This is a genomic window from Cyclobacterium xiamenense (assembly GCF_900109255.1).
In the GTDB taxonomy this organism is placed as follows: domain Bacteria; phylum Bacteroidota; class Bacteroidia; order Cytophagales; family Cyclobacteriaceae; genus Cyclobacterium; species Cyclobacterium xiamenense.
In genome coordinates, this window is record NZ_FNZH01000001.1 from 546,878 (window position 1) to 568,211 (window position 21,334).

A 21,334-nucleotide genomic window follows, 5' to 3' on the forward strand; every position below is an offset into this window, starting at 1 on the left:
AAATTTAATTTAATACAATTTTTTGTATTTTTAATATATTATTAATCGAAAAAATCGATTTTTAATAAAATAATACCTAAACCAACATGTTAAAATTTTCATATTTACTACTAACTGTTATATTTATCCATGGTGTCGCTTTTTCTCAATCCACACTTAATGGAAAAGTGCGGGACCAATCCTCTAAAGAAACGCTTCCCGGGGCCTACGTATTTGTTACCAGTGTCGCGGGGGATACCCTGCATACGACGTTTACCGATGAGAATGGCCGCTTTTCATTTGAGCGCCCTACCCAACGTACCCTGGACTTCAGCATTAGTTTTGTGGGCTACGAGACCTTGGAAAAGCGCGTGCAGGTCACCAATCGGAAAAATTTAGGTGCCTTTGAGATGGTGGAAGAAGGAAGCCTGCTGGAAACCTACGAGCTGCAGGCGCAGACCATGAGCGGTCAAATGAAAGGCGATACGGTATCCATGAATGCCGCCGCTTACCAGACCAGGGGACAGGCAAGCGCCGGGGAACTGATTCGAAAGATGCCCGGAGTAGTCATGCAAGGTGGTACCGTGGAAGTACAGGGGGAAACCGTGGGGCGCGTTTTGGTAGATGGAGAGCCTTTTTTCGGGGATGACCCGGCCATGGCCCTGCAAAACCTGCCCGTAGAAATCATTGACCGGATAGAATTTTTAGATCAATTGAGCGATCAGGCCCAATTAACGGGTTTTGATGATGGGGAAACCGTCAAAACCATCAACATCATCACCAAGAAAGAAAAACGAGGGGGGAAATTTGGCCGTCTGTTTGCCGGCTACGGGACGGACGATAACTACCTGGTAGGAGGGAGTGTGAATTTTTTCAACGAAACCCAACGTATTACCGCCCTGGGATTAAGTAATAACATCAATCAGCAAAACTTTTCGGCAGATGACCTTTCCGGTGCCTTTGGAGGAAATGACAATCGGCGAGGCGGGGGAGGCAGGCGTGGAAATCCACTTACCACCCGGGAAATGCCCGGAATTACGCATACCAATGCCATCGGCCTTAACTTTACGGACAAGTTTGACGAAGGGAGAGCCAAACTTAACGGGAGTTATTTTTTTAACGAAAGCCGGAATTTTCTCAACCGAAATTCTTCCCGGGAGTACATCCTGCCCAGCGATAGCCTGCAACTGTACGACGAGGTCCGGAATAACGAAGACAGGAGTCAAAACCACCGTTTGGACCTGCGTTTGGATTACGACATGTCCGATAAACACGCCATTATCTGGCGGCCACGAGTTCGGTACGTAAACGGAACATCCAATAGCTTGCTTTCTGCACAAAACCTATTCAATCCCAATACCCCTATCAATGAGACCGAAAATACAAGCTCGGGGGCCAATGAATCCTTTCGATTTTTAAGTGATTTTACCTACCGTTACAAATTTAATAAAGAGGGGCGTACCCTTTCCGCCAAGTTTGATACCCGGATGGACAACCGCAGCAGTGATTCCAGATTGGTGTCGGTTAGCCGGGACTTTCTGACCGGAAATCGAGATAGCCTGATCCAAAATACGCTCGGCAAATCCAATTCCTTCTCGTACGAAGCTGAGATTGAATACACCGAGCCCATAGGCGATCATTCTCAGATCCGGTTGGAGTACGAAGTTGGGAACGATTTGGGCAATACCTTACAAGAGGTTTCCCAACGGGAGATGGAAGCTACCCGTTTTGTGTTGGATTCCACGCTATCCAACGAGTTTGAAAATACCTACTTGCAGCACGAGGTCGGTTTGGGCTATCGTTACAATAAGAACAAAATTCGCATTTACTCCTCATTTGATTACCAGGTATCCCTGCTGGATAGCGACCGGCTGTTTCCTGGCTTCGAAAACACCAACCGCACCTTTAGGAATTTTGTACCGCGAATGGTGTTTATTTACGACCCCAACGAAAACACCAATATCCGGATCTATTATCGAGGAGACACCGATGCTCCCTCGGTTCGGCAGCTGCAGGATGTGATCGACAACAGCAATCCCATTCAGATTTCTACGGGTAATCCAAATCTGGATCAGGAATACGAGCACCGGCTATTTACGCGCATTCGAAAAATCAACCCCGAGACCAACCGTTCGTTTTTTATGTACCTGGGTGGGCAGGTTACCAGCAATTACCTGGGAAACGCTACCTACATCGCCAGCAAGGATACCCTCATTCAGGGAGACGTCTTGCTCCGGCAGGGCGGGCAGTTAAACCGACCGGAAAACCTGGATCAATACTGGGACCTGCGCAGCTATTTTTCCTTTGGTTTCCCGCTTAACTTTATGGAGAGCAACCTGAACCTAAGCGCCCGTGCAGGAATTACCAATCGGCCGGGGTTGATCAACGATCAAACCAACTATAATCGGAACGTGTACGTTGGGCCCGGAATTGGAATAAGCAGTAACCTGGGCGAACACCTGGATTTTAACCTGTCTACCCGGGGAAACTTCAATATCGTGCGCAGTAGTTTGCAGGAAAGCCTCAACAATAATTACTATACGCAAAGTACCCGGCTGGACCTGTATTGGAATTTTGCGGGTGGGTTTTTTGTCAGCACCAATGTGAATAACCAATGGTTCCAGGGGTTGGGCGAGGAATTTGATCAATCCGTCTGGCTTATGAACGCCGACCTGGGCTACCGATTCCCGCCCACCGAGCAGTTTGAATTGAAGATGACGGTTTTTGACTTGCTCAATCAAAACACCAGTATTGACCGAAACGTCACCGACGTGTATATCGAAGACACCCGCACACAGGTCGTGCAGCAGTTTTTTATGCTCACGCTTACCTACAACCTGAGAGCCTTTGGAGGAACCGGAGCACCAGGCCGCTAATGCCTTGGCCCTTTGCGGTGCGGTCGAAACCCATCCATCCTATCCATTTCCTGGATGGGCAGAGCAACGAGGTCCGGCTAATCCGATGCAAGTGCCTGTATACCCTTCTGGTTCGACGAGACCTGCGGGCCTTCCTGTAAAACTAGATTTTTCCATATATGCAGGAAAACCGGCAATAATTCAGGACGATATTTTTTATTTTACTCCCTTCGAAAAAGATGTATTGCATAAAGGTAAAAAAATGCATACTTTATCGACGTAAAAATCTTCCAACTAACCGGGGAAAAGCGATATCCTGGATCGTTGATCACAATCAATCCACCGTTTCCATTTTTCGATTGATTCGCAGCATAAAAAGAACCAACATGTAAAGCACCTGTTAACAAGCATTTCATTCACTCACCAAAATCAATAAACCCATGAAAAGCAAAACTACCAAAAGCAACCTGGCGATGGCCGTTCTTTTGTCGGGTTCGCTGCTGCATTTCGGCCTTTCGGCAGAAGAAATGCCCGATCCCTGGACATACGTTCGTCCATTTGCCGCATTCACTGCCGCCGATCCTAACGGGGATGTCAGGTACATTACCGTCACCGGTACCGTCACCGATCAGGATGGAATCCCCATTCCGGGAGCGACGGTCGTGATTGAAGGAACGACCACTGGAACCGTCACGGATATTCAGGGACAGTTTTCCATCGAAGCAGATCAGGGAGATGTACTCCAGATTTCGTTTATCGGCTACCAGACGCAGCGAATACCCCTGGAAAACCAGACCCAATTATCGGTGGTGCTCCAGGAAGATCAATCTGATCTGGAGGAAGTCGTGGTCGTCGGCTACGGAACGCAGCGAAAAAGCGACCTGACAGGAGCCATATCGTCCATCAGCAGCAAGGACCTACAGGAAACCCCCGCCGGAAATTTTCTGGAACAATCCCAGGGAAGACTGGCAGGTGTGGATATTGTCCGGGCAAATGGCTCTCCCGGTGCGCCGGTACAAATCCGGATACGGGGAAACCGCTCCATCAACGCTTCCAACGAACCCCTTTACGTGATCGATGGAATTCCCACCAGTGCCAATATCAACGACTTTAATCCCAACGATATTGAGTCCATGGAAGTACTAAAAGATGCCAGCGCAGTGGCCATTTACGGCTCCCGGGGTGCCAACGGGGTGGTTTTGATCACCACCAAGCGAGGGAAAACTGGAAAAGCGGTGGTCAGTTACGATGGGTATTACGGGGTGAAGCAGCCCGTGCAAGACCTGAACCTAATGGATGGTCGGGAGTTTGCCGCTTATTCCCGAATTTCCCGGGGACATGCCGGAGATGATCCCAGCTTCGATGCCAATTTTTTCGCACCGCTGGAAATCGAAAATTTGCAAGCCGGGCGGTTTACCGATTGGTTGGATTTGGCCATTCAATCCGGAAGTCAGCAAGACCATCAGGTATCGGTAAGTGGCGGAACGGATAAAATCAACTATTACGTCTCTGGCTCCTTCTTTAGCGAAGACGGGTACATTCCGGGTACCGATTTTGAGCGGACGGCCGTTCGGGTAAATCTGGAATCCCAACTGACCGACAAATTGAAGCTGGGGGTGAGCGCCACGGTCAGTGTCAGCGAACGCAACCAGATGTCGAACGCTCCCTACAACAATTCCCTGGGGTATTCGCCCCTGGTGGGACCTACCGATGCCGAGGGGAATTTTCTTGCCTTTCCCAATCCACGAGAAGGACTTCTGGCCAATCCCCTGCTGAATTACCAACCCTACCAATACGTAGACGAAACCCGCAGACACCGGATATTTGCCAATATTTATGGCGAATACCAATTCAACGAGTACCTGAAACTCCGTGTAAACTATGGCCCGGACTTCAACCTTTCCCGAAGAGGTACGTACACCGGATTGCTTGAAGGAAACATCAACCGGGGATCGGTACGTAACGACATGGACTTTTCCTATACCCAGGAAAACATTCTTTCCTACGACCGCAGTTTTGGCAAACACGCGCTGAACCTGGTGGGATTGTTTTCCATTCAGACCGCGCGGTTTGAGGAATCCTCCCTATCGGGGCAGGATATTCCCATCGAGAAATCGCTTTTTTACGATTTGGGCAGCTCGTCAACCATCACGGGTATCGGTAGTTCGCTTGGCGAATGGGGCTTGATGTCCTATATGGGGCGGGTCAATTACCGCTACGACGATAAATTTCTGTTTACCCTTACCGGTAGGGCTGATGGCTCCTCCCGATTGGCTGAAGGGAACAAATGGGCTTTTTTCCCGGCTTTTTCTGCGGGTTATATTTTGACCGAGGAAGAATTCTTGCAGGGCGGACAGGTTTCATTTCTCAAGTTACGCGCCGGATACGGAGAGGTAGGCAATACGGCGATCGACCCATTCCAGACGCTGGGTGGTTTGGCACGTTCTACCTATATTTTTGGTACAAATGCGGGCTTTGGGTACCGGAATAACCTGATTCCCAATCCGGATTTACGCTGGGAGATTTCCAAGACGGTGAATATCGGACTGGACTACGGCCTCTTTGAAGACCGGATCAACGGCTCCCTGGAATACTACGTGACCAATACCAGCGATTTGTTGCTCAATCGCTTACTGCCCATTACCTCCGGCTACAATTCTGTGCTGCAAAACATCGGCAGCACCCGAAATTCGGGATGGGAACTCACGGCCAATGCCAATGTAGTTAACCGCCCCTCTGGATTCCGTTGGGACGTAAACCTGAACGTATTTTCCAACCGGGAGCAAATTACGGAGCTATTTGAAGGACAGCGCGATGACGTGGGAAACCGTTGGTTTATCGGGGAGCCCATCAATGTCTTTTATAGCTTTGACCAGGCGGGTATCTGGCAGACCAGCGAAGCAGACCTGGCTGCAGACCAGGGCCAGGCGCCAGGCGATATACGGATTCGGGACGTAAATGGCCGGGGTAGCGACGGAGAGTTGACCGATCAGCCGGACGGACAAATCAACGCCGATGACCGGCGCGTGTTGGGCTCTACCGTGCCCAATTGGTCCGGAGGACTCACCAACCGGGTTTCGTTCAAAGGCTTTGACCTCTCGGTGTTGGTACACGCCCGCATGGGCCAAATGCTCCGAAGCGATTACCACAACCTTGGCGGTAACAACTGGCAGGGTAGGTACAATTCCATCAATTTGGATTATTGGACAACGGATAACCCCACCAATGCCTTTCCCCGCCCCAATGCAGGGGAGGCACCCCTTTATTCGGATGCGGTGCGCTACTTTGACGGATCCTTTATTAAAATCCGAAATATTGCCCTCGGGTACAACTTCAAGTCGAGTTGGATCAGCAAATTGGGGATGAGTTCTGCACGCATTTATTCCACCGTAAACAATGCGTTAATTTTTTCACCCTATACCACTGTGGATCCGGAGACCTCCAACGGAATCGTTGGTGAGGGAAGCCCGCTTACCACGGCCACGTACATTTTTGGATTAAACCTAAAATTTTAAATTGTAGCGACCATGAAAAATACATGCATACTAATCGGGCTGGCCTTTACCCTTGGGTTGGGCGCTTGTGAAGAAATACTAGTTGAAGACCCGGTGAGCCTGGCCACGGCCGAAGGCTACTACGTTACCCCTGGCGGAATAGAAGATGGACTAAAGGCATCCTATACCACCTTGCGAAGTTTTTACGGGCAGCAGAACGGATTTTTTCTGACCGTGACCGGTACGGACATATTTACCAACGGCTTTGGCGGGGTTGCGAACAACCCTCATATCAACAATTATTCGCCAAATTTCCTGGGTACCAGCGGCACCGTTACGGCCATTTGGAATGCGCTCTATGTGGGTGTAAACCAATGCAACACGGTGGTTAATCGGGTGCAAGACGTCACCGGGCTATCCAATCAGCGAAAAGCAGAAATTGAGGCAGAGGCACGCTTCCTTCGAGGGTTGTACTATTTCCATCTGGTGCAACAGTGGGGGGACGTACACTTTTCCCTGGACGAGACCCAGGGTGTGCAGACGGAAGCCAATCGGACTCCCGTGAATACCATTTACGAGAATGGGATCTTACCGGACTTGGAATTTGCCGTCGCCAACCTGCCGGTGGCTGCTTCCGAACCGGGTAGGGCCTATAAGGCTGCTGCCGAAGGACTGTTGGCCCGGGTGCAACTGACCATCGGCAACTGGGCCGAAGCGGAACGGCTGGCAGCGAACGTTATCAACAACTACAATTTTGAACTGGTGACGCCCTATGGGGATTTGTGGGACATAAACAACGAGGACAACAGTGAGTTTATCTGGACCGTACAGTTTACCGACGATCCCCTGCTCAACGGACCGGGCAATTCCGGCCACTTGTACTTTATCTTCGATTATACCTTCAACCCGGCCATGGTGCGCGATACGGAAAATGGCCGACCTTTTCAGCGCTTTCTTCCCACCAATTATCTATTCAGCCTATACGACCGGGAAAAGGACGCCCGCTGGAACGGCTCTTTTAAGACCGTTTGGTATGCCAACATTTCCGCGGAAATCAACGGACATCCGGTGAACCCGGGGGATACAGCCATTCACATCGTCATGGAGCCGGTACCTGACGAAGTAAAACAAGCCGCGCCCTACTGGATCATTGACTACAAAGGCAACTGGATCGGAGACGTGAGCAGTTACCAGGAAATCGGCACCAACCGTCGACGAAATTACCCCTCCCTGCTGAAATTTCTGGATCCTCTTCGGCCCAGTATCAACGAAACCGCAGGCAGACGGGATTTTCCGGTGATGCGCCTGGCTGAAATGTACCTGATAGCAGGAGAGGCCGCCTGGAGGCAAAACAAAAACGACGTGGCGGCCAACTACATCAACGTACTACGGACACGGGCAGCAATCGACGGCAAGGAAGCCGATATGCAGGTAGCACCGGGCGATATTGACCTGGACTTTATTTTGGAGGAACGGGCCAGGGAATTGATCGGCGAAAAGCACCGCTGGTACGACCTGAAGCGTACCGGTACCCTCCTGGAGCGCGTGCGGCAACACAACCTGGATGCGGCACCCAATATCCAGGAAATGCACTTGGTGCGACCCATCCCCCAAACCCAAATCGATCGGGCGAGCAATCCGGCTGAATTCCAACAAAACCCCGGCTACTAAATCATGCATGTAAGGGCAATGGCCTCCGACAAAGCTGTCGGGGGCCGTTTATTCAAACCAGCAGGGGTCAAGTACCGCATTTGCGACTACCGGCTGGCTGAGGGTTATTTGTGGAGGACTCATTTCGCGGGGCGATGGCCAATTCCTTCGGGAAGTCTGCCATTACTCCTTTTCCTGCTATTTTTGGTAGGCTGTCAGCACGGGGGAAAGAAACCCATAGCGGAGCGTCCCCATATCCTGATCATCCTGGCCGATGACTTGGGTTACTCGGATTTGGGCTGCTACGGGTCCGAAATAGCGACGCCAAACCTGGATGCGTTGGCAAAACAGGGCTTGGTATTTCAACGGTTTTACAACGCGGCCCGGTGTTGTCCTACCCGGGCTTCGCTGCTTACAGGCCTGTATCCCCACGAAGCAGGAATGGGAGGGATGGTCAGTTCGGTTTTCGGTGATCCGGAACCCGGCCCGTACCAGGGGTTTTTGAACAAGGAATCCGCCACGATTGCCGAACTGCTTCGGGAAGCAGGATACGCCACCTACATGTCAGGAAAATGGCATGTGGGGGAAAAACGGGAACATTGGCCAAGAAAGCGAGGTTTTGACAGGTATTTTGGATTGATCAGTGGCGGTAGCAGTTATTTTGAGTTGGACAAGGACTCGGTACGGCTGCGGCAAATGGCGTTGGATGACGATTCCTGGGAGCCTCCGGGGGAGAATTTTTACATGACGGATGCCTTTTCGGATCAGGCGATCGAATTTGTTCGGGATCATAGCGAGCGCTCGCCGGAAAAACCCTTTCTACTTTACCTTTCCTATACCGCGCCCCATTGGCCCCTGCACGCCTTACCGAAAGATATTCAGAAGTACCGGGGGCGGTATGCCATCGGTTGGGATTCCTTGCGGCAACAGCGGTACCAACGGCAGTTGAGTCTGGGTCTATTGGACCCTGCTTTCCGCCTTTCTCCCCGGGAGGCAGGTGTGCCGACTTGGGAAGAAGTAGCGGATAAGTCCGACTGGGCAAGGCGAATGGAAGTGCATGCGGCCATGGTAGACCGAATGGATCAGGGAATCGGTCGGCTGATCAGCGAATTAAAAGCCAATGGAATGTTTGAAAATACCGTTATTCTATTCCTTTCCGATAATGGGGCATCTCCCGAAGATATTTCCGGAAGAAACATGCACAACCCTGATTCAGAAATAGGCTATCCGGGTTCGTATGTAGCTTTCAAAAAGCCATGGGCCATTGCGGCAACCACCCCGTTTCGTAGGTACAAACGTTGGCTGGAGGAAGGAGGAATGGTCACACCCCTGATCGTGCATTGGCCTGCAGGCCTGCAAGCAAAAGGGATTACCCGGGAAACAGGCCACGTGGTGGATATCATGGCAACCTGCCTGGATTTGGCGGATGCCAGCTATCCGGATGCCTACCAGGGAAAGCCGCTAACCGCCCTTCGGGGCAAAAGCCTTCGGCCGGTTTTTGATGGGGGAGCCATGGAGAAAAACCGGAAAATGTATTGGGAGCATTTTGGCCATCAGGCCATGCGAAAAGGGAAATGGAAGATTATTTCCAAAGCCCCTGATTTTGACTGGGAATTATTTGACCTGGAAAAAGATCCCACTGAACTCAACGAAATCGGCAGGAAAAATCCACAAATTCTTTCGGAAATGGTTAATGATTACGTTAGCTGGGCTGAAGAGGTTGGTGTCAGATAGAAAATCAATGTAGGTATAGAGCTATCATTTAACCTGAGTTCAATTATGCTATAGTATGATTTGTTGCTTTCACCTATTCTTGAGCTAATAAGTTCTTGATTGAGAGAAGAGCCACTTGAACAGCTATCCAAATTCTATTTTCAATGGCTCTCCGCCAAGAGATAGGGAGACTGGCTATGGAATTATGTGGCCAGACAATCGTGAAAGAACAAATCCCCCGTTCTCTCAATGGGGAAAAGGGGGATTTAGGGATGAAAATGTAAACTTGTGGTAGGACTAACAATGAATAAAATGTAAACCGGTATACTTTTTTCGGGATGAGTCACTATAGTTTGAAGGATCTCCATCAAGGTTCGGATTGATAAAACTACCGGAATCACCGAAAAGTATATGAATAAAAATGAGGTATCTATGAGCGTAGCGACTCATTGTCTGACAAGAATTGAAAAAAATCAGAACCGAAAGATGAGGTTTCATCGGAACGATGGAAACCATAATATAATTGTATCCAATAAAATGAATATTCTGACCATGGTTGATTCCACGCTGGCAAGGCAATGGGTTTTAATAGCCAATTAAGGTATAAAGCACATACAGATCACAGGATTTTTAGTTAAATTTAACCGTCTGCATCAGCAAGCCAGGCAAACAGCCGGGTCAGAGCAGATTTGGCCTGAATTCAAGGTTCAGCCGATAAAACACCTTAAATGGATTTATATCACACGTTGATCCAGTTTGCCAGGATGTCCAATGCACCCAATTAAAACCAAATTATCCATGAAAAAAGCTAACAGAAGGGGGTTTTTCAAGAAAACGGGGATAAGTCTCCTTTCACTGATGGCCATTCCAAAAATCTTTGCCCATCCCATCCATAAATTCCTGAATCTGGTTTCAAGGTCCACTACCGGCGTTTACTTCACCAATGGATTTAAAATCGCCGAAGTGGGAAAGGATTCCGTCATGCTTTGGACCCGGCTCTGTGGGCAGGAATTTCCGCAGCCGGTACGCCACGAGCGGCAGGAAAAAGTGTTTCGGCACCCCATCGATTTTGACGAGGAGCAGCCGGTAAACGAAATGGACGGTGCGGTATCCGGAGCTTCCGGCCAGGTAAGGGCCCGCATCCTGGATAGCAGCGATCAAATCGTATGGACCTCGGACTGGCAACAGGCGCAGCTCGAACACGACTATACCGTAAAGATGTCCGTAAAGGGACTCCAGCCCGCCACAAAATACCGGGTCCATTGGGAAGCAAAGCCGCTAGACGGAGGATTGATCCGGAAAGAGGAGGGAAGTTTCGCTACGGCGCCGTCGGAACAGGATCCGGTACCCGTACGTTTCACCACCTCTACCTGTCAGTATTTCTGGAGTTTTGACGACGAGCGGAGGGGATTTCAGACCTACGATAGCATGCGAAGGCTGGAGCCTGATTTTTTTGTCCATACCGGAGATTATATCTACTACGATAAGCCCGGGCCATTGGCCAAAAACCTGGAAAAAGCCCGGCATAAATGGCATGCCATGGACGGTTGGCTATCCTTGAGGGATTTCTACAGGCGAGTACCCCTGTACATGGTCAAGGACGACCACGATTTACTCAAAGACGATATGTATCGAGGCAAGGGGCCTTATGGGGATTTGACTTTTGACGATGGGCTCAAACTTTGGTACGAAAATGTACCCATCGAAGGAAAGCCGTACCGAACCCTTCGCTGGGGCCAGGACCTGCAGGTATGGATGGTAGAGGGAAGGGAATACCGTTCCGAAAACACCATGGAGGACGGTCCGGAGAAGACCATCTGGGGTGAGGAACAAAAGCAGTGGTTTCAGGAGACGGTAAAGGCCTCGGACGCTACCTTTAAGATATTGATTACGGCCACCCCGGTGGTGGGGCCGGATCGAGAGAAAAAAACAGACAATCATGCGAATGAAAGTTTCCGGCACGAGGGAGAGTGGTTGCGGGGATTCCTTTCGGGTCAAGGCAACATGTACGTGGTCAATGGGGACCGGCATTGGCAATACGTTTCGAAGGATAGCGAAACCGGGCTGATGGAATTTGGATCGGGTCCGGTAAGCGATTGCCATTCCCAGGGTTGGAAAGAGGGAGATGTGCGGCCGGAGCACCGGTTTTTGCGGCTCAAAGGCGGTTTTTTAAGTGTACAGGTAGACCGCAATTCCGGAAAGCCCGAAATTCGATTCGAGCATCGGGATGTCCTGGGCAAGGTGGTGCACGAGGAAAGGTTTGAGGGGTAGTTTTTGTTTTTTGATGATTTGATATAAAAAGCAATTAGCAACTTCATATTTTTTCTAATACTAAACGAGGTTTTCTTTTCTTCCTTATAGTTAAAAAAATACATTCATGAATAAAAAGCAGGTACTATTTGTATTATTCCTTCTAAGCTGGATTTCGGTAAACGCGCAGTCCAGCGACAAACCAAATGTTCTTTTTATTATTTCCGACGACCTGACCACTACCGCCGTTTCTTCCTACGAAAACAGTGCCGGCTACACACCCAATATAGATCGCCTGGCCAGCGAAGGAACCCGATTTACCCGTGCGTACTGCCAATACCCGGTTTGTGGGCCTTCCCGTGCCTCCCTGATGTCCGGCTACTATCCCCATGCCACGGGCACCTTTGGCTACGTGAGTGGACGGGAAAATATTGGACCGGATAAAAAAATGTGGCCCCAGCTTTTCAGAGATAATGGCTGGCATACCGCACGCGTAAGCAAAATCTTTCACATGGGCGTGCCCATTGATATTGAAAAAGGATCCAATGGTACCGACGACGAGGCTTCCTGGACCGAGCGGTACAACAGCCAGGGACCCGAGTGGACCGCTGAAGGAGAAGCAGAATTGGTGCAGAACAACCCCTATGGCCTGTTGCCCAGAAAGGGCGGCAATGTCATGACCATCGTCAAAGCCGACGGAGACGATTTGGTCCATTCGGACGGCAAGACCGCGCAGAAAGCCTCTGAGTTGATTCGGAAGCTGAAGGACCAGCCCTTCTTTTTGGCGGTGGGCCTGGTGCGGCCTCACGTCCCTTTCGTTGCGCCGAAAACCTACTTCGATCGGTATCCCTACGAGCAGACCGTATTGCCTCCAAAAGTGCTCGGTGATTGGGACGATATCCCGGAACGGGGTATTAACTACGTAACCACGCTGAATGCGAAAATGACGGAAGAACAACAGAAGAAAGCCATCGCGGCCTATTATGCTTCCGTCACCTACATGGATGCACAAGTGGGCAAAATCCTGCAAACCTTAGAAGAGGAGGGACTCGAGGAAAACACCATCGTGATCTTTACCTCCGATCACGGCTTTCACCTCGGAGAGCACGATTTTTGGATGAAAGTCAGCCTGAAGGAAGAGTCTTCCCGCGTACCCCTGATCGTCAAGGTGCCAGGGAAAGCCCCACAGGTATGCCATTCCTTTGTCGAGCTAATCGATTTGTATCCCACCGTAACGGAGCTGGCAGGATTGCAGGCAGTGGACCGGATTCAGGGCAAAAGTTTTGCTCCGGCGTTGGATGATCCCGCTTATCAAACCCGGGAGTTTGCCTTCTCGGTCAATACCTGGAGAGGTACCCATACCTTTCTGATTCGAAACGAAAAGTGGGCCTTTATCCAATATGGAGAGGAAGGAGAGGAAGGAATGGAGTTGTTTGATATGGAGCAGGATCCCAAGCAATACACCAATTTGGCCCAATTACCCGCTTACAAAAAAACGGTGGAACGTATGCAGGAAATCCTCCAAACGAAGCTCCGCAAGGTCCGGGATAATGACCTTCCCGAAAAAGGATAAGTAATGCCAGAAGTAAGTTGTCTTAATAGAATGGTGATGAGATGGTTATGCCTATTTGGTTCAATGGTTTATTGCCCACTGATTCTCCCATGCAGGAGCAGCCTGCGGGCAAATATGTTCCCTTGCCTTTACCTGACTACTGCATCGATGCATTCCAACTACCAAACCCAAATCGGATGAAAACCTATGTGCACGTTACCTTTTCGCTAGTCCTGCTGCTATCCATTGCCGGGATTGCTACTGCCCAAACTACCGGATCCGGTGGACCGCAGGAGTCAGCGCCAAACATACTGATCATCACGGTAGACAATGTGGGATACGGGGACCTGAGACCGTTTAACGAGGCTTCTCCTATTCACACACCTAACCTGGATTTGCTTGCACGTCAAGGAGCCCTGTTGACGGATTTCTACACGGCGTCCCCCACCTGCACAGCGTCCCGAGCGGCCCTCCTCACCGGCCGAATTCCCCAACGCAACAAGCTATCCGAACAATTGGTAGGCCTTGCAGGCAATTACGGCGTCGGACTTCCCCACTCGGAAGTAATCCTCCCGCAGGTGGTCAAGAACAGTCCGTACGGATACGCCACGGCTGCCTTTGGAAAGTGGAACATCGGCTTTGCTCCGGGATCCCGCCCCACCGAACGCGGGTTTGACGAATTTTTGGGCATCGCTTCGGGAAATGCCGATCATTTTACCCATGTGTACGCGGGCAGGAAAGACCTGTACCACAATACGAAAGCCATCAACCGGGAAGGGGAGTACAGTACCGATTTGTTTGCGAATGCGGCCATCTCCTTTATCGAGGACAAAACAGACGAGGGGCAACCCTGGATGGTGTACCTGCCCTTTGACGCTCCCCACCATCCGGGTGACCGGAATGTGGCACCTGCTGAGCCCAATACCTGGAAAGCGCCGGACCACGCCTTTGCGCCTTATGGCCTGTCGCCAGAGGTAACAGACCCCAAACAGCGCTTCAACGCGGTGGTAACGGCCATTGACCTGGCCATCGGTCGGGTGATGAAGCGCCTCGATGCGTTGGGAATTGCCGACAATACCTTCGTCTTCTTTTATTCGGACAACGGGGCCTTTTATCCCTACCTGGATATTCAGTCCAATGCGCCCTTTTCCGGAGCCGGGGTGACCCTCTGGGAAGGGGGTATCCGCGTCCCGGCCATCGTACGCTGGCCAGGAAAGATCGCTGCCAATTCCCGTATTGGTACCCGCTTGTGGTCCCCCGACCTGTTTGTGGCAGCCGCTTCCCTGGCAGATGCTCCCTTGCCGGAGGATCGCTTTATCGATGGAAAGGACCCCTTGCCGGTACTTACCGGTGAAACGGTGCATTCCCCGCATGCAGCCCTGTACTTTCGTTACCAGCAATATGCGGCACTGATTTGGGGAGAGTACAAAATTTTACGGGAAAAACCCTCCGAGCCATGGAAACTGTTTCACCTTCGCGAGGATCCTTCGGAATCCCTGGATTTGGCGGAAACCCGGCCCGAGCTGGTAAAAAAGCTCGAAGAACCTTACCGACTGACCGAAGCAGAGATAGAAAGTTATTTGGAAAGGGAAAAAAATATGCTACCTTAATCCACCCAAATCAATCTGGCACCTCATGAAAAATATCACGTTTCTGAACTACCTGTCACTTTCCAGTGTCCTGCTGTTTCTAACGTTTTCCTGCAAGCAATCTACAGAGCAAGCGGCCGAGAAAGGGCCGGTACTGCCCAATGTGGTTTTGCTTCTGGGAGACGATCACGGATGGGACGAGACCGGTTACAACGGGCATCCCTACCTGCATACCCCCGTGCTGGACGAAATGGCTGCAACTGGACTGCGTATGGATCGCTTCTATTCGGCCTCCCCGAGTTGCTCACCTACCCGCGGGAGCATCATCACCGGAAGGCATCCCAATCGCTACGGTACCTTCAACCCCGGCTATTCCATACGGCCGGAAGAAATCAGTATCGCCAGCCTGATGCAAGAGGCAGGCTATGCTACGGCGCATTACGGGAAATGGCACCTGGGCCCGGTGAAAGCCTCCTCTCCAACCAATCCGGCAGTGATGGGCTTTCAGGAGTACCTTTCTCACGACAATTTTTTTGAAATGAATCCCCCGCTTTCGGACAACGGTGCCGAGCCGGTGATCTTCCAGGGCGAGAGTTCGGAGATTCTGGTCCGCGAAGCCCAACAGTTTATGGATAAGGCACTGGAACAAGGCAAGCCTTTCTTTGTGGTTATTTGGTACGGTTCTCCTCACGAACCCTATAGCGGGCTACCCGAAGACCTGGCCTTGTACGAGGACCTGCCCGAGGATTTCGGCGACCGGATGGTGCGGTTGACCTCCAACGAAACCGGCGCACCGGTAAAGCGCCTGCAGCGAGAGGTACTGCAAGAGCGATTTGCCGAGATTACCGCCATGGACCGATCCATTGGACAATTACGTAACTACCTTTCGGAAAAGGGGCAGCGTGACAATACATTGCTTTGGTATTTTGGTGACAACGGCACCCCGCAGGAGGGCAATGCCACGGTGCCATTCCGAGAGCAAAAGGGCAGCGTATACGAGGGAGGAATCCGCGTACCGGCCGTGTTGGAGTGGCCGGCCAAACTGTCCCAGCCCCTGGTATCCGACGCTTCTCTTGTGTCAAGCGATATGTTGCCTACGCTGTGTAGCCTGGTAGGCATTCCCCTTCCGGAAAGGCCGCTGGATGGACTGGATATCAGCCCGGTTTTTGAAGGAAAGATGGACCAACGACCGGAGCCCATTGGTTTCTGGAACGGACGGCCCCGCAGCGGAGGAGAGGACCTGGAACCTTACATAGCAGCCGAGTTGCAATCCGGAACCACGCCACTGGTAAAGCTAATGAATGGCATCGCTACACGTAATTTCAGAAACTACCGGCATCCGGATATTCAGGAGGTGGATTTTGCCGGTGACCGGGCATGGCTGGATTACCCCTACAAATTGGTGATCCATGGAAAAACCGGGGAGGATACGAAACGGGAACTCTTCGATTTGTCGACCGACCCGGCAGAGGAGCATAACCTGTATGCCGATCAGCCAGAGCGCGTCGGAACAATGGAGCAGGAGTTGCGAAATTGGCAACAGTCCGTGCTGGAAAGCCTCACAGGCGCGGATTATTGAGTCAAATCGATTCGCAGCAGTCCGGCTTCCTTGCTAAGCTCTACATCCTGGCTTTTTCCATCCACCGTAATCCGGTACCGGCCAAAGAAAGCCGGTAGTTCCCAGGTTTCTTGGGCATTAAAACGACGTTCTGCTTTTGTCCACCATTGGCCAAATACAAGGTTTTGGTAAGCGTTGGCAGCCGGCCGTGCTTGCCAGTCCCGGGTGTACAGGGAAGAGGCAGGAATCCAGTTGACACCTTCCCAGAATCCCCACATAAGGATGCCTTCCACGGCCGGATGAGCAAAGCAAATGCGGTAGTAGTCCACAAGTTCCTGTGCATTGAGGGCCTCCTCCTCTGCTTTCATGGGCAGTTGAGTATCTTTGTAAAATTTGGAGCGCTGTCCGGGCATGTTGAATTCGGTGATTCGGATGGGTAGCCCAAACCGGGCCAGGGAGTCCAGGCTGGCTTGCAGCGCCATGCGATCAAAGCTGCTGCCGTGCAGGTGTCCCTGAACCCCGATACCGGCGATCGGCAGGCCCTGCGCCAGCAGGTCCCGGATTTGGCGCAGGTAATCCTCCAGTCGGTTGCCCGTCAGGATATCGTAGTCGTTTAGGTAGAGTTTGGCATCGGGATCTCCTTCCAGTACCCACCCGACCATTTTGCCGGTGATACCCGGCCCCAGGCGCTCCTCGTAATAGTTGCCATGAATCATTTCGTTATTGAGGTCGTATTCTGCAAAACGCCCTTTGTAGCGGCGGGCAATGGAAATGGCTCGTTCCCGGATGGTGCGTTCCAGTTCTTCATCGCTCAGTTCTTTTACCCAGGGCTGCACAAATTTCTCAATGCCCCAGAACAGGTTGTGTCCCCGAAGGGGCAGGTTATTCTCCTCGGTCCATGCCAAAATGCCTTCCACGGTTTGGTGGTTGACTTTTCCTTTTTCGGGTTCCATATTGGCCCATTTTAGCGCATTTTCCGTGACAGCACTGTTGAAGTTTTCCAGAAAACGGGCGCTGTACCTGCGCCGGTCGTCCGGGTCCATGCTGCCCGATCCCAGGCCGTTGGCAATGGCGGCACCGAACCAGAATTCGTGAGCGAGCTGGGTAACCTGCACGTTTGCACCCGCAGGGGCGGTAATGAGGAGTTGACCTTTACGGTGTCGGGAGATGGCCTGGTCTAGGTAATCCGTTTGGCATTGTGCTTGGTGAGCTAAAAAACTTAGAAGAAACAATAGAAAGCCGAATCGAAGCATCGTAAACTGGGTTTTGGAAGGATTGTTTAGGGGTGAAATGTACGGATTTTTAGAACGAAAGGAAAGCAGGTAGGCAGGGCGCGCACTTATTCTCCGGGAATTTTCTGGGTAAATTCCGCCCGGGTCATAAGCAGGGGTAAGCCAATCAGGAACAGGGCTACCAGATTGATCAGCAACACGTTGTAAATGGCGCCGTAGTAGAAGGAAACCCCGCTATCGATCAAAAACCAGGAGGCTATTCCGTACCATATGGCCCGGTAGGCCCAGGGTTCCTTCTTTTTAAACGCATTTTCTGAAATCAGTAGCATCAGTGTATGGAACCCGACAATGCTGCCTCCGATAATGCCAAAGAGCCAGTTTTTAAAGACCAGAGCCTCCCGGCTAAACGGCTCCCCTTCGAAAAAAACCTGCCGGCTGAAGGCATTGTGTTGGGCAAAAAAGATGGAATTTCCTGCAAAGGCTACCAACAAGCCAACGGCAATAATCAGCAGGTTGGCGTAGGTCAGCCATTTTTGCCAAAAAACGAATCGTTGCTCCCTGTTGCTCATGGGTAAATCCGGTGGTTGTGTTTCAGGAGTACAGCCCACTTGCAGGGATCCGTTTCCGGTCTGTCAGGGATGGACCAGTGAGCGTCCATATATAGCGTAACGGAATGAGACCTGTCAGGTTTCCAAAACCTGACAGGTCTATTATCTGTAATGGAAGGCTTTTAAAAAAAGTGAATTTTTAAATTCTAACAAAAAAAGGTATTTTTAAACAGCTTTCGCCAATTAGTAATCGTCCAAAAGATCGAAAATTTTGTGAAAGCTGAAATCCTTTTAATTTAGAATCATTAGAATTGGAACCCGGTCAGTCCTACCATATTTACAACCACGCCAACGGTGCGGATAACCTTTTCAGAGAAGTCGAGAATTATCGATTTTTTCTAAAACAATATACAAAATACCTGGAAAAGGTTATCAATACCTACGCCTATTGCTTGATGCCAAATCACTTTCATCTTCTGATTGGGGTACGCGAAGACTTGTCCGGTCTGACCGGGCATCCTTCCAAGAACCCGGCAGTAAAGGGGTTTTCGGATTTTTTTAATTCCTATACCAAGGCGATTAATAAGCGATACCATCGAAAGGGAAACTTATTTATTCGGGCATTTAAAAAGACGCCCATCCTCTCCGAACACCAATGGCAGGAGACTTTTCTTTACATTCATTTGAATCCCGTCTAACACGGCTTTGTTGAAAACCATTCCAACTGGAAGTGGACGAGTTGGAAAGCCTACGAACATCCGGACCGGCCATCCAAAATTAGCAGGGACTATTACCTAAACTTTTTTGATGACTGGGAGCATGTCGCAAACATGATCGAAGCGAAAAAGGAATGGCTGATGCATAAGGAATTGGAATGAGACCTGACAGGTTTGACCTTAAAACCGTTCCGATTGGAAAAGGATGAGTTAGAGGTCCAAGGAACATCCGTACCAGCCATCCAAAATCAACAGCGACCATTTCCTGGAATGAGACCTGTCGGGTTTCCAAAACCTGACAGGTTTGGCCATAAAACCGTTCCGATTGGAAAAGGATGCGTTGGAAGTCCTGCGAATATCCGTGCCAGCCATCCAAAATCAACAGCGACCATTTCCTGGAATGAGACCTGTCAGGTTTCCAAAACCTGACAGGTTTGACCTTAAACAGGTAGTCCCCAGCGCAGGCATTTTTGCCAGATTCGGGGCAATCGGTTGATTTGCCAAAAGGAATCCCGTATATTTCCTCTAAATCGACGGAACCGTCCGTCTCAACCCAACCGAATTACCCATGATGCCGAAGCTTCTCCTGCTCCTTTATTTCGTAGGGATTGGTTTGGTGCTGTCTGTTTCTGCACAGCAATCCACCCGACCCAACATTGTCTACATTCTTGCCGACGACATGGGGATTGGTGATGCCTCCTGTTACAACGCCGAGGCTGCTTTTTCCACTCCCCATATCGACCGGCTCGCACGCAACGGCATGCGATTTACCGATGCCCATACCAGTTCGGCCGTGTGTACGCCTACTCGATACAGCATCCTTACCGGGCGGTACAACTGGCGTTCGGAATTAAAAAGCGGGGTACTGGGAGGCTTCTCAGCACCGCTGATTTCTCAGGACCGACTCACGGCCGGCGCCTTCCTGCAGGAAGCGGGGTACCATACGGCCTTTGTAGGGAAATGGCACTTGGGCTGGGATTGGACCTTTTCTAAAGAATACACGCAAATCGATGGGTTGAATCAGGTGCTAGAGGTAGATTACACCCAACCCATTCGGAATGGACCCGGGGAGAGGGGATTTAGCTATTCGTACGGGTTTAGCAGTTCCCTGGACATTCCCCCCTATGTCTATGTGGAAAACGACCGGGTGACCGCCCTGCCGGATCGTACCACCCGAAACGTGGACGAGAAGGGCTATTGGCGCGAAGGCCCCACCGGAGCGGATTTTGATCACACGCAAACCCTACCGCATATCACCAAAAAGGCACTGGCATACATCGACAGGCAGGCTACTGCGGGCTCCCCGTTTTTCCTGTACTTTGCCCTGCCTGCTCCCCATACGCCCATACTCCCGCTCTCCGAATTTATGGGAAAAAGCAATGCCAACATGTACGGCGATTTTATGCTGCAGGTAGACGATGTGGTGGGGCAGGTTACCCGGGCATTGGAAGAAAACGGCCTGCTCGACAATACCGTAATTATTTTCACCTCGGATAACGGTTGCTCTCCCCGGGCCGATTATCCGGAACTCGCGCAGGTAGGACACGATCCCAGCAACGGCTGGCGGGGACACAAAGCGGATATCTACGAAGGCGGACACCGGGTGCCTTTTCTGGTGCACTGGCCGGTAAAGGTTGCTGCCGGAAGTGTTTCCGACCAATTGGTCTGCACCACGGACCTGATGGCCACGGTTGCCGAACTCCTGCAAAAACCCTTGCCCGAAGATGCAGCTGAGGATAGCTACAGCTTTCTTTCCGCCCTGATGCGGAAGGAATCGCCGTCAAGACGTACCTCGATTGTCCATCACTCGATCGAAGGGCGCTTTGCCATCCGAAGAGGGGATTGGAAACTGATATGCTGGCCGGGTTCCGGAGGCTGGACTGCGCCACTCAGCAACGGGGGATTGGAGGGACTACCCGATTTTCAGTTGTACAACCTCGCCGCAGATCCCGGAGAGCTAGACAACCTGGTGGAACGGTATCCGGAACGAGTGGCGGCATTGAAAGAGGAATTGATCGGATTGATCAAAGCAGGAAGAAGTACGCCCGGTCCGGCGCAAAAAAACGATGGGGAACCCATCTGGGAGCAGGTCCGCTGGGCGTATGGGGAGTAATCCAACCACACAAAATGTCCTATTCATCAGGGAATTATCACCCAATACAAAGAGGACAAGGGACGCTGTTGGGCAGGGGATAGTT

At 51.0% G+C, this 21,334-nt stretch carries 13 protein-coding genes; 11 read left to right on the forward strand and 2 right to left on the reverse strand.

Annotated features, from left to right (window positions below; all coding sequences use genetic code 11):
- The first annotated feature begins 86 nt into the window (after positions 1-86).
- The 9 genes from BMW71_RS01925 to BMW71_RS01960 all read left to right on the forward strand — a co-directional run bounded on the left by BMW71_RS01925 (position 87) and on the right by BMW71_RS01960 (position 16,661).
- Entirely contained in the window at positions 87-2,855 is a 2,769-nt protein-coding gene (locus BMW71_RS01925; RefSeq protein ID WP_092168711.1) for a TonB-dependent receptor, read from the forward strand.
- Complete coding sequence (locus BMW71_RS23845; protein ID WP_218145544.1) at positions 2,827-3,117, forward strand: hypothetical protein; 291 nt, start codon at positions 2,827-2,829, stop codon at positions 3,115-3,117. Before BMW71_RS01925 ends, BMW71_RS23845 begins: the two co-directional genes overlap by 29 nt.
- Before the next feature lie 157 nt (positions 3,118-3,274).
- Positions 3,275-6,349, forward strand: a complete 3,075-nt coding sequence (locus BMW71_RS01930) for a SusC/RagA family TonB-linked outer membrane protein (RefSeq protein WP_092168714.1) — start codon at positions 3,275-3,277, stop codon at positions 6,347-6,349.
- A 12-nt stretch (positions 6,350-6,361) separates the two neighbouring features.
- On the forward strand, positions 6,362-7,999 hold the full coding sequence (locus BMW71_RS01935; protein WP_092168717.1) for a RagB/SusD family nutrient uptake outer membrane protein: 1,638 nt from the start codon (positions 6,362-6,364) through the stop codon (positions 7,997-7,999).
- A 3-nt stretch (positions 8,000-8,002) separates the two neighbouring features.
- Positions 8,003-9,712 carry an arylsulfatase gene (locus tag BMW71_RS01940; RefSeq protein ID WP_244891046.1) on the forward strand — a complete coding sequence of 570 codons (1,710 nt, stop codon included), beginning with the start codon at positions 8,003-8,005 and terminating at the stop codon, positions 9,710-9,712.
- 777 nt (positions 9,713-10,489) lie between these two features.
- A complete protein-coding gene (locus tag BMW71_RS01945) occupies positions 10,490-11,962 on the forward strand; it encodes an alkaline phosphatase D family protein (RefSeq protein WP_092170162.1) in 1,473 nt (490 codons plus the stop codon).
- A gap of 106 nt (positions 11,963-12,068) precedes the next feature.
- Positions 12,069-13,514 (forward strand): sulfatase, encoded by a 1,446-nt coding sequence (locus BMW71_RS01950; RefSeq protein WP_092168720.1) that lies wholly within the window; start codon positions 12,069-12,071, stop codon positions 13,512-13,514.
- A 176-nt stretch (positions 13,515-13,690) separates the two neighbouring features.
- Positions 13,691-15,103, forward strand: a complete 1,413-nt coding sequence (locus tag BMW71_RS01955; protein WP_177179555.1) for a sulfatase-like hydrolase/transferase — start codon at positions 13,691-13,693, stop codon at positions 15,101-15,103.
- A 25-nt stretch (positions 15,104-15,128) separates the two neighbouring features.
- Positions 15,129-16,661 (forward strand): sulfatase family protein, encoded by a 1,533-nt coding sequence (locus tag BMW71_RS01960; RefSeq protein WP_092168724.1) that lies wholly within the window; start codon positions 15,129-15,131, stop codon positions 16,659-16,661.
- Here BMW71_RS01960 and BMW71_RS01965 read toward each other — a convergent pair.
- Positions 16,655-17,893 (reverse strand): endo-1,4-beta-xylanase, encoded by a 1,239-nt coding sequence (locus tag BMW71_RS01965; protein WP_092168727.1) that lies wholly within the window; start codon positions 17,891-17,893, stop codon positions 16,655-16,657. The two genes, BMW71_RS01960 and BMW71_RS01965, sit on opposite strands and share 7 nt — an antisense overlap.
- A gap of 86 nt (positions 17,894-17,979) precedes the next feature.
- Positions 17,980-18,441, reverse strand: a complete 462-nt coding sequence (locus tag BMW71_RS01970) for a hypothetical protein (protein WP_092168730.1) — start codon at positions 18,439-18,441, stop codon at positions 17,980-17,982.
- A gap of 290 nt (positions 18,442-18,731) precedes the next feature.
- Here BMW71_RS01970 and BMW71_RS01975 point away from each other — a divergent pair, with 290 nt between their 5' ends.
- Together BMW71_RS01975 and BMW71_RS01980 are read left to right on the forward strand one after the other, a co-directional pair.
- Positions 18,732-19,118, forward strand: coding sequence for a hypothetical protein (locus tag BMW71_RS01975; RefSeq protein WP_244891047.1), 387 nt, complete (start codon positions 18,732-18,734; stop codon positions 19,116-19,118).
- Positions 19,119-19,704: 586 nt separating this feature from the next.
- Entirely contained in the window at positions 19,705-21,249 is a 1,545-nt protein-coding gene (locus BMW71_RS01980) for a sulfatase family protein (RefSeq protein ID WP_092168733.1), read from the forward strand.
- Positions 21,250-21,334: the final 85 nt, after the last annotated feature.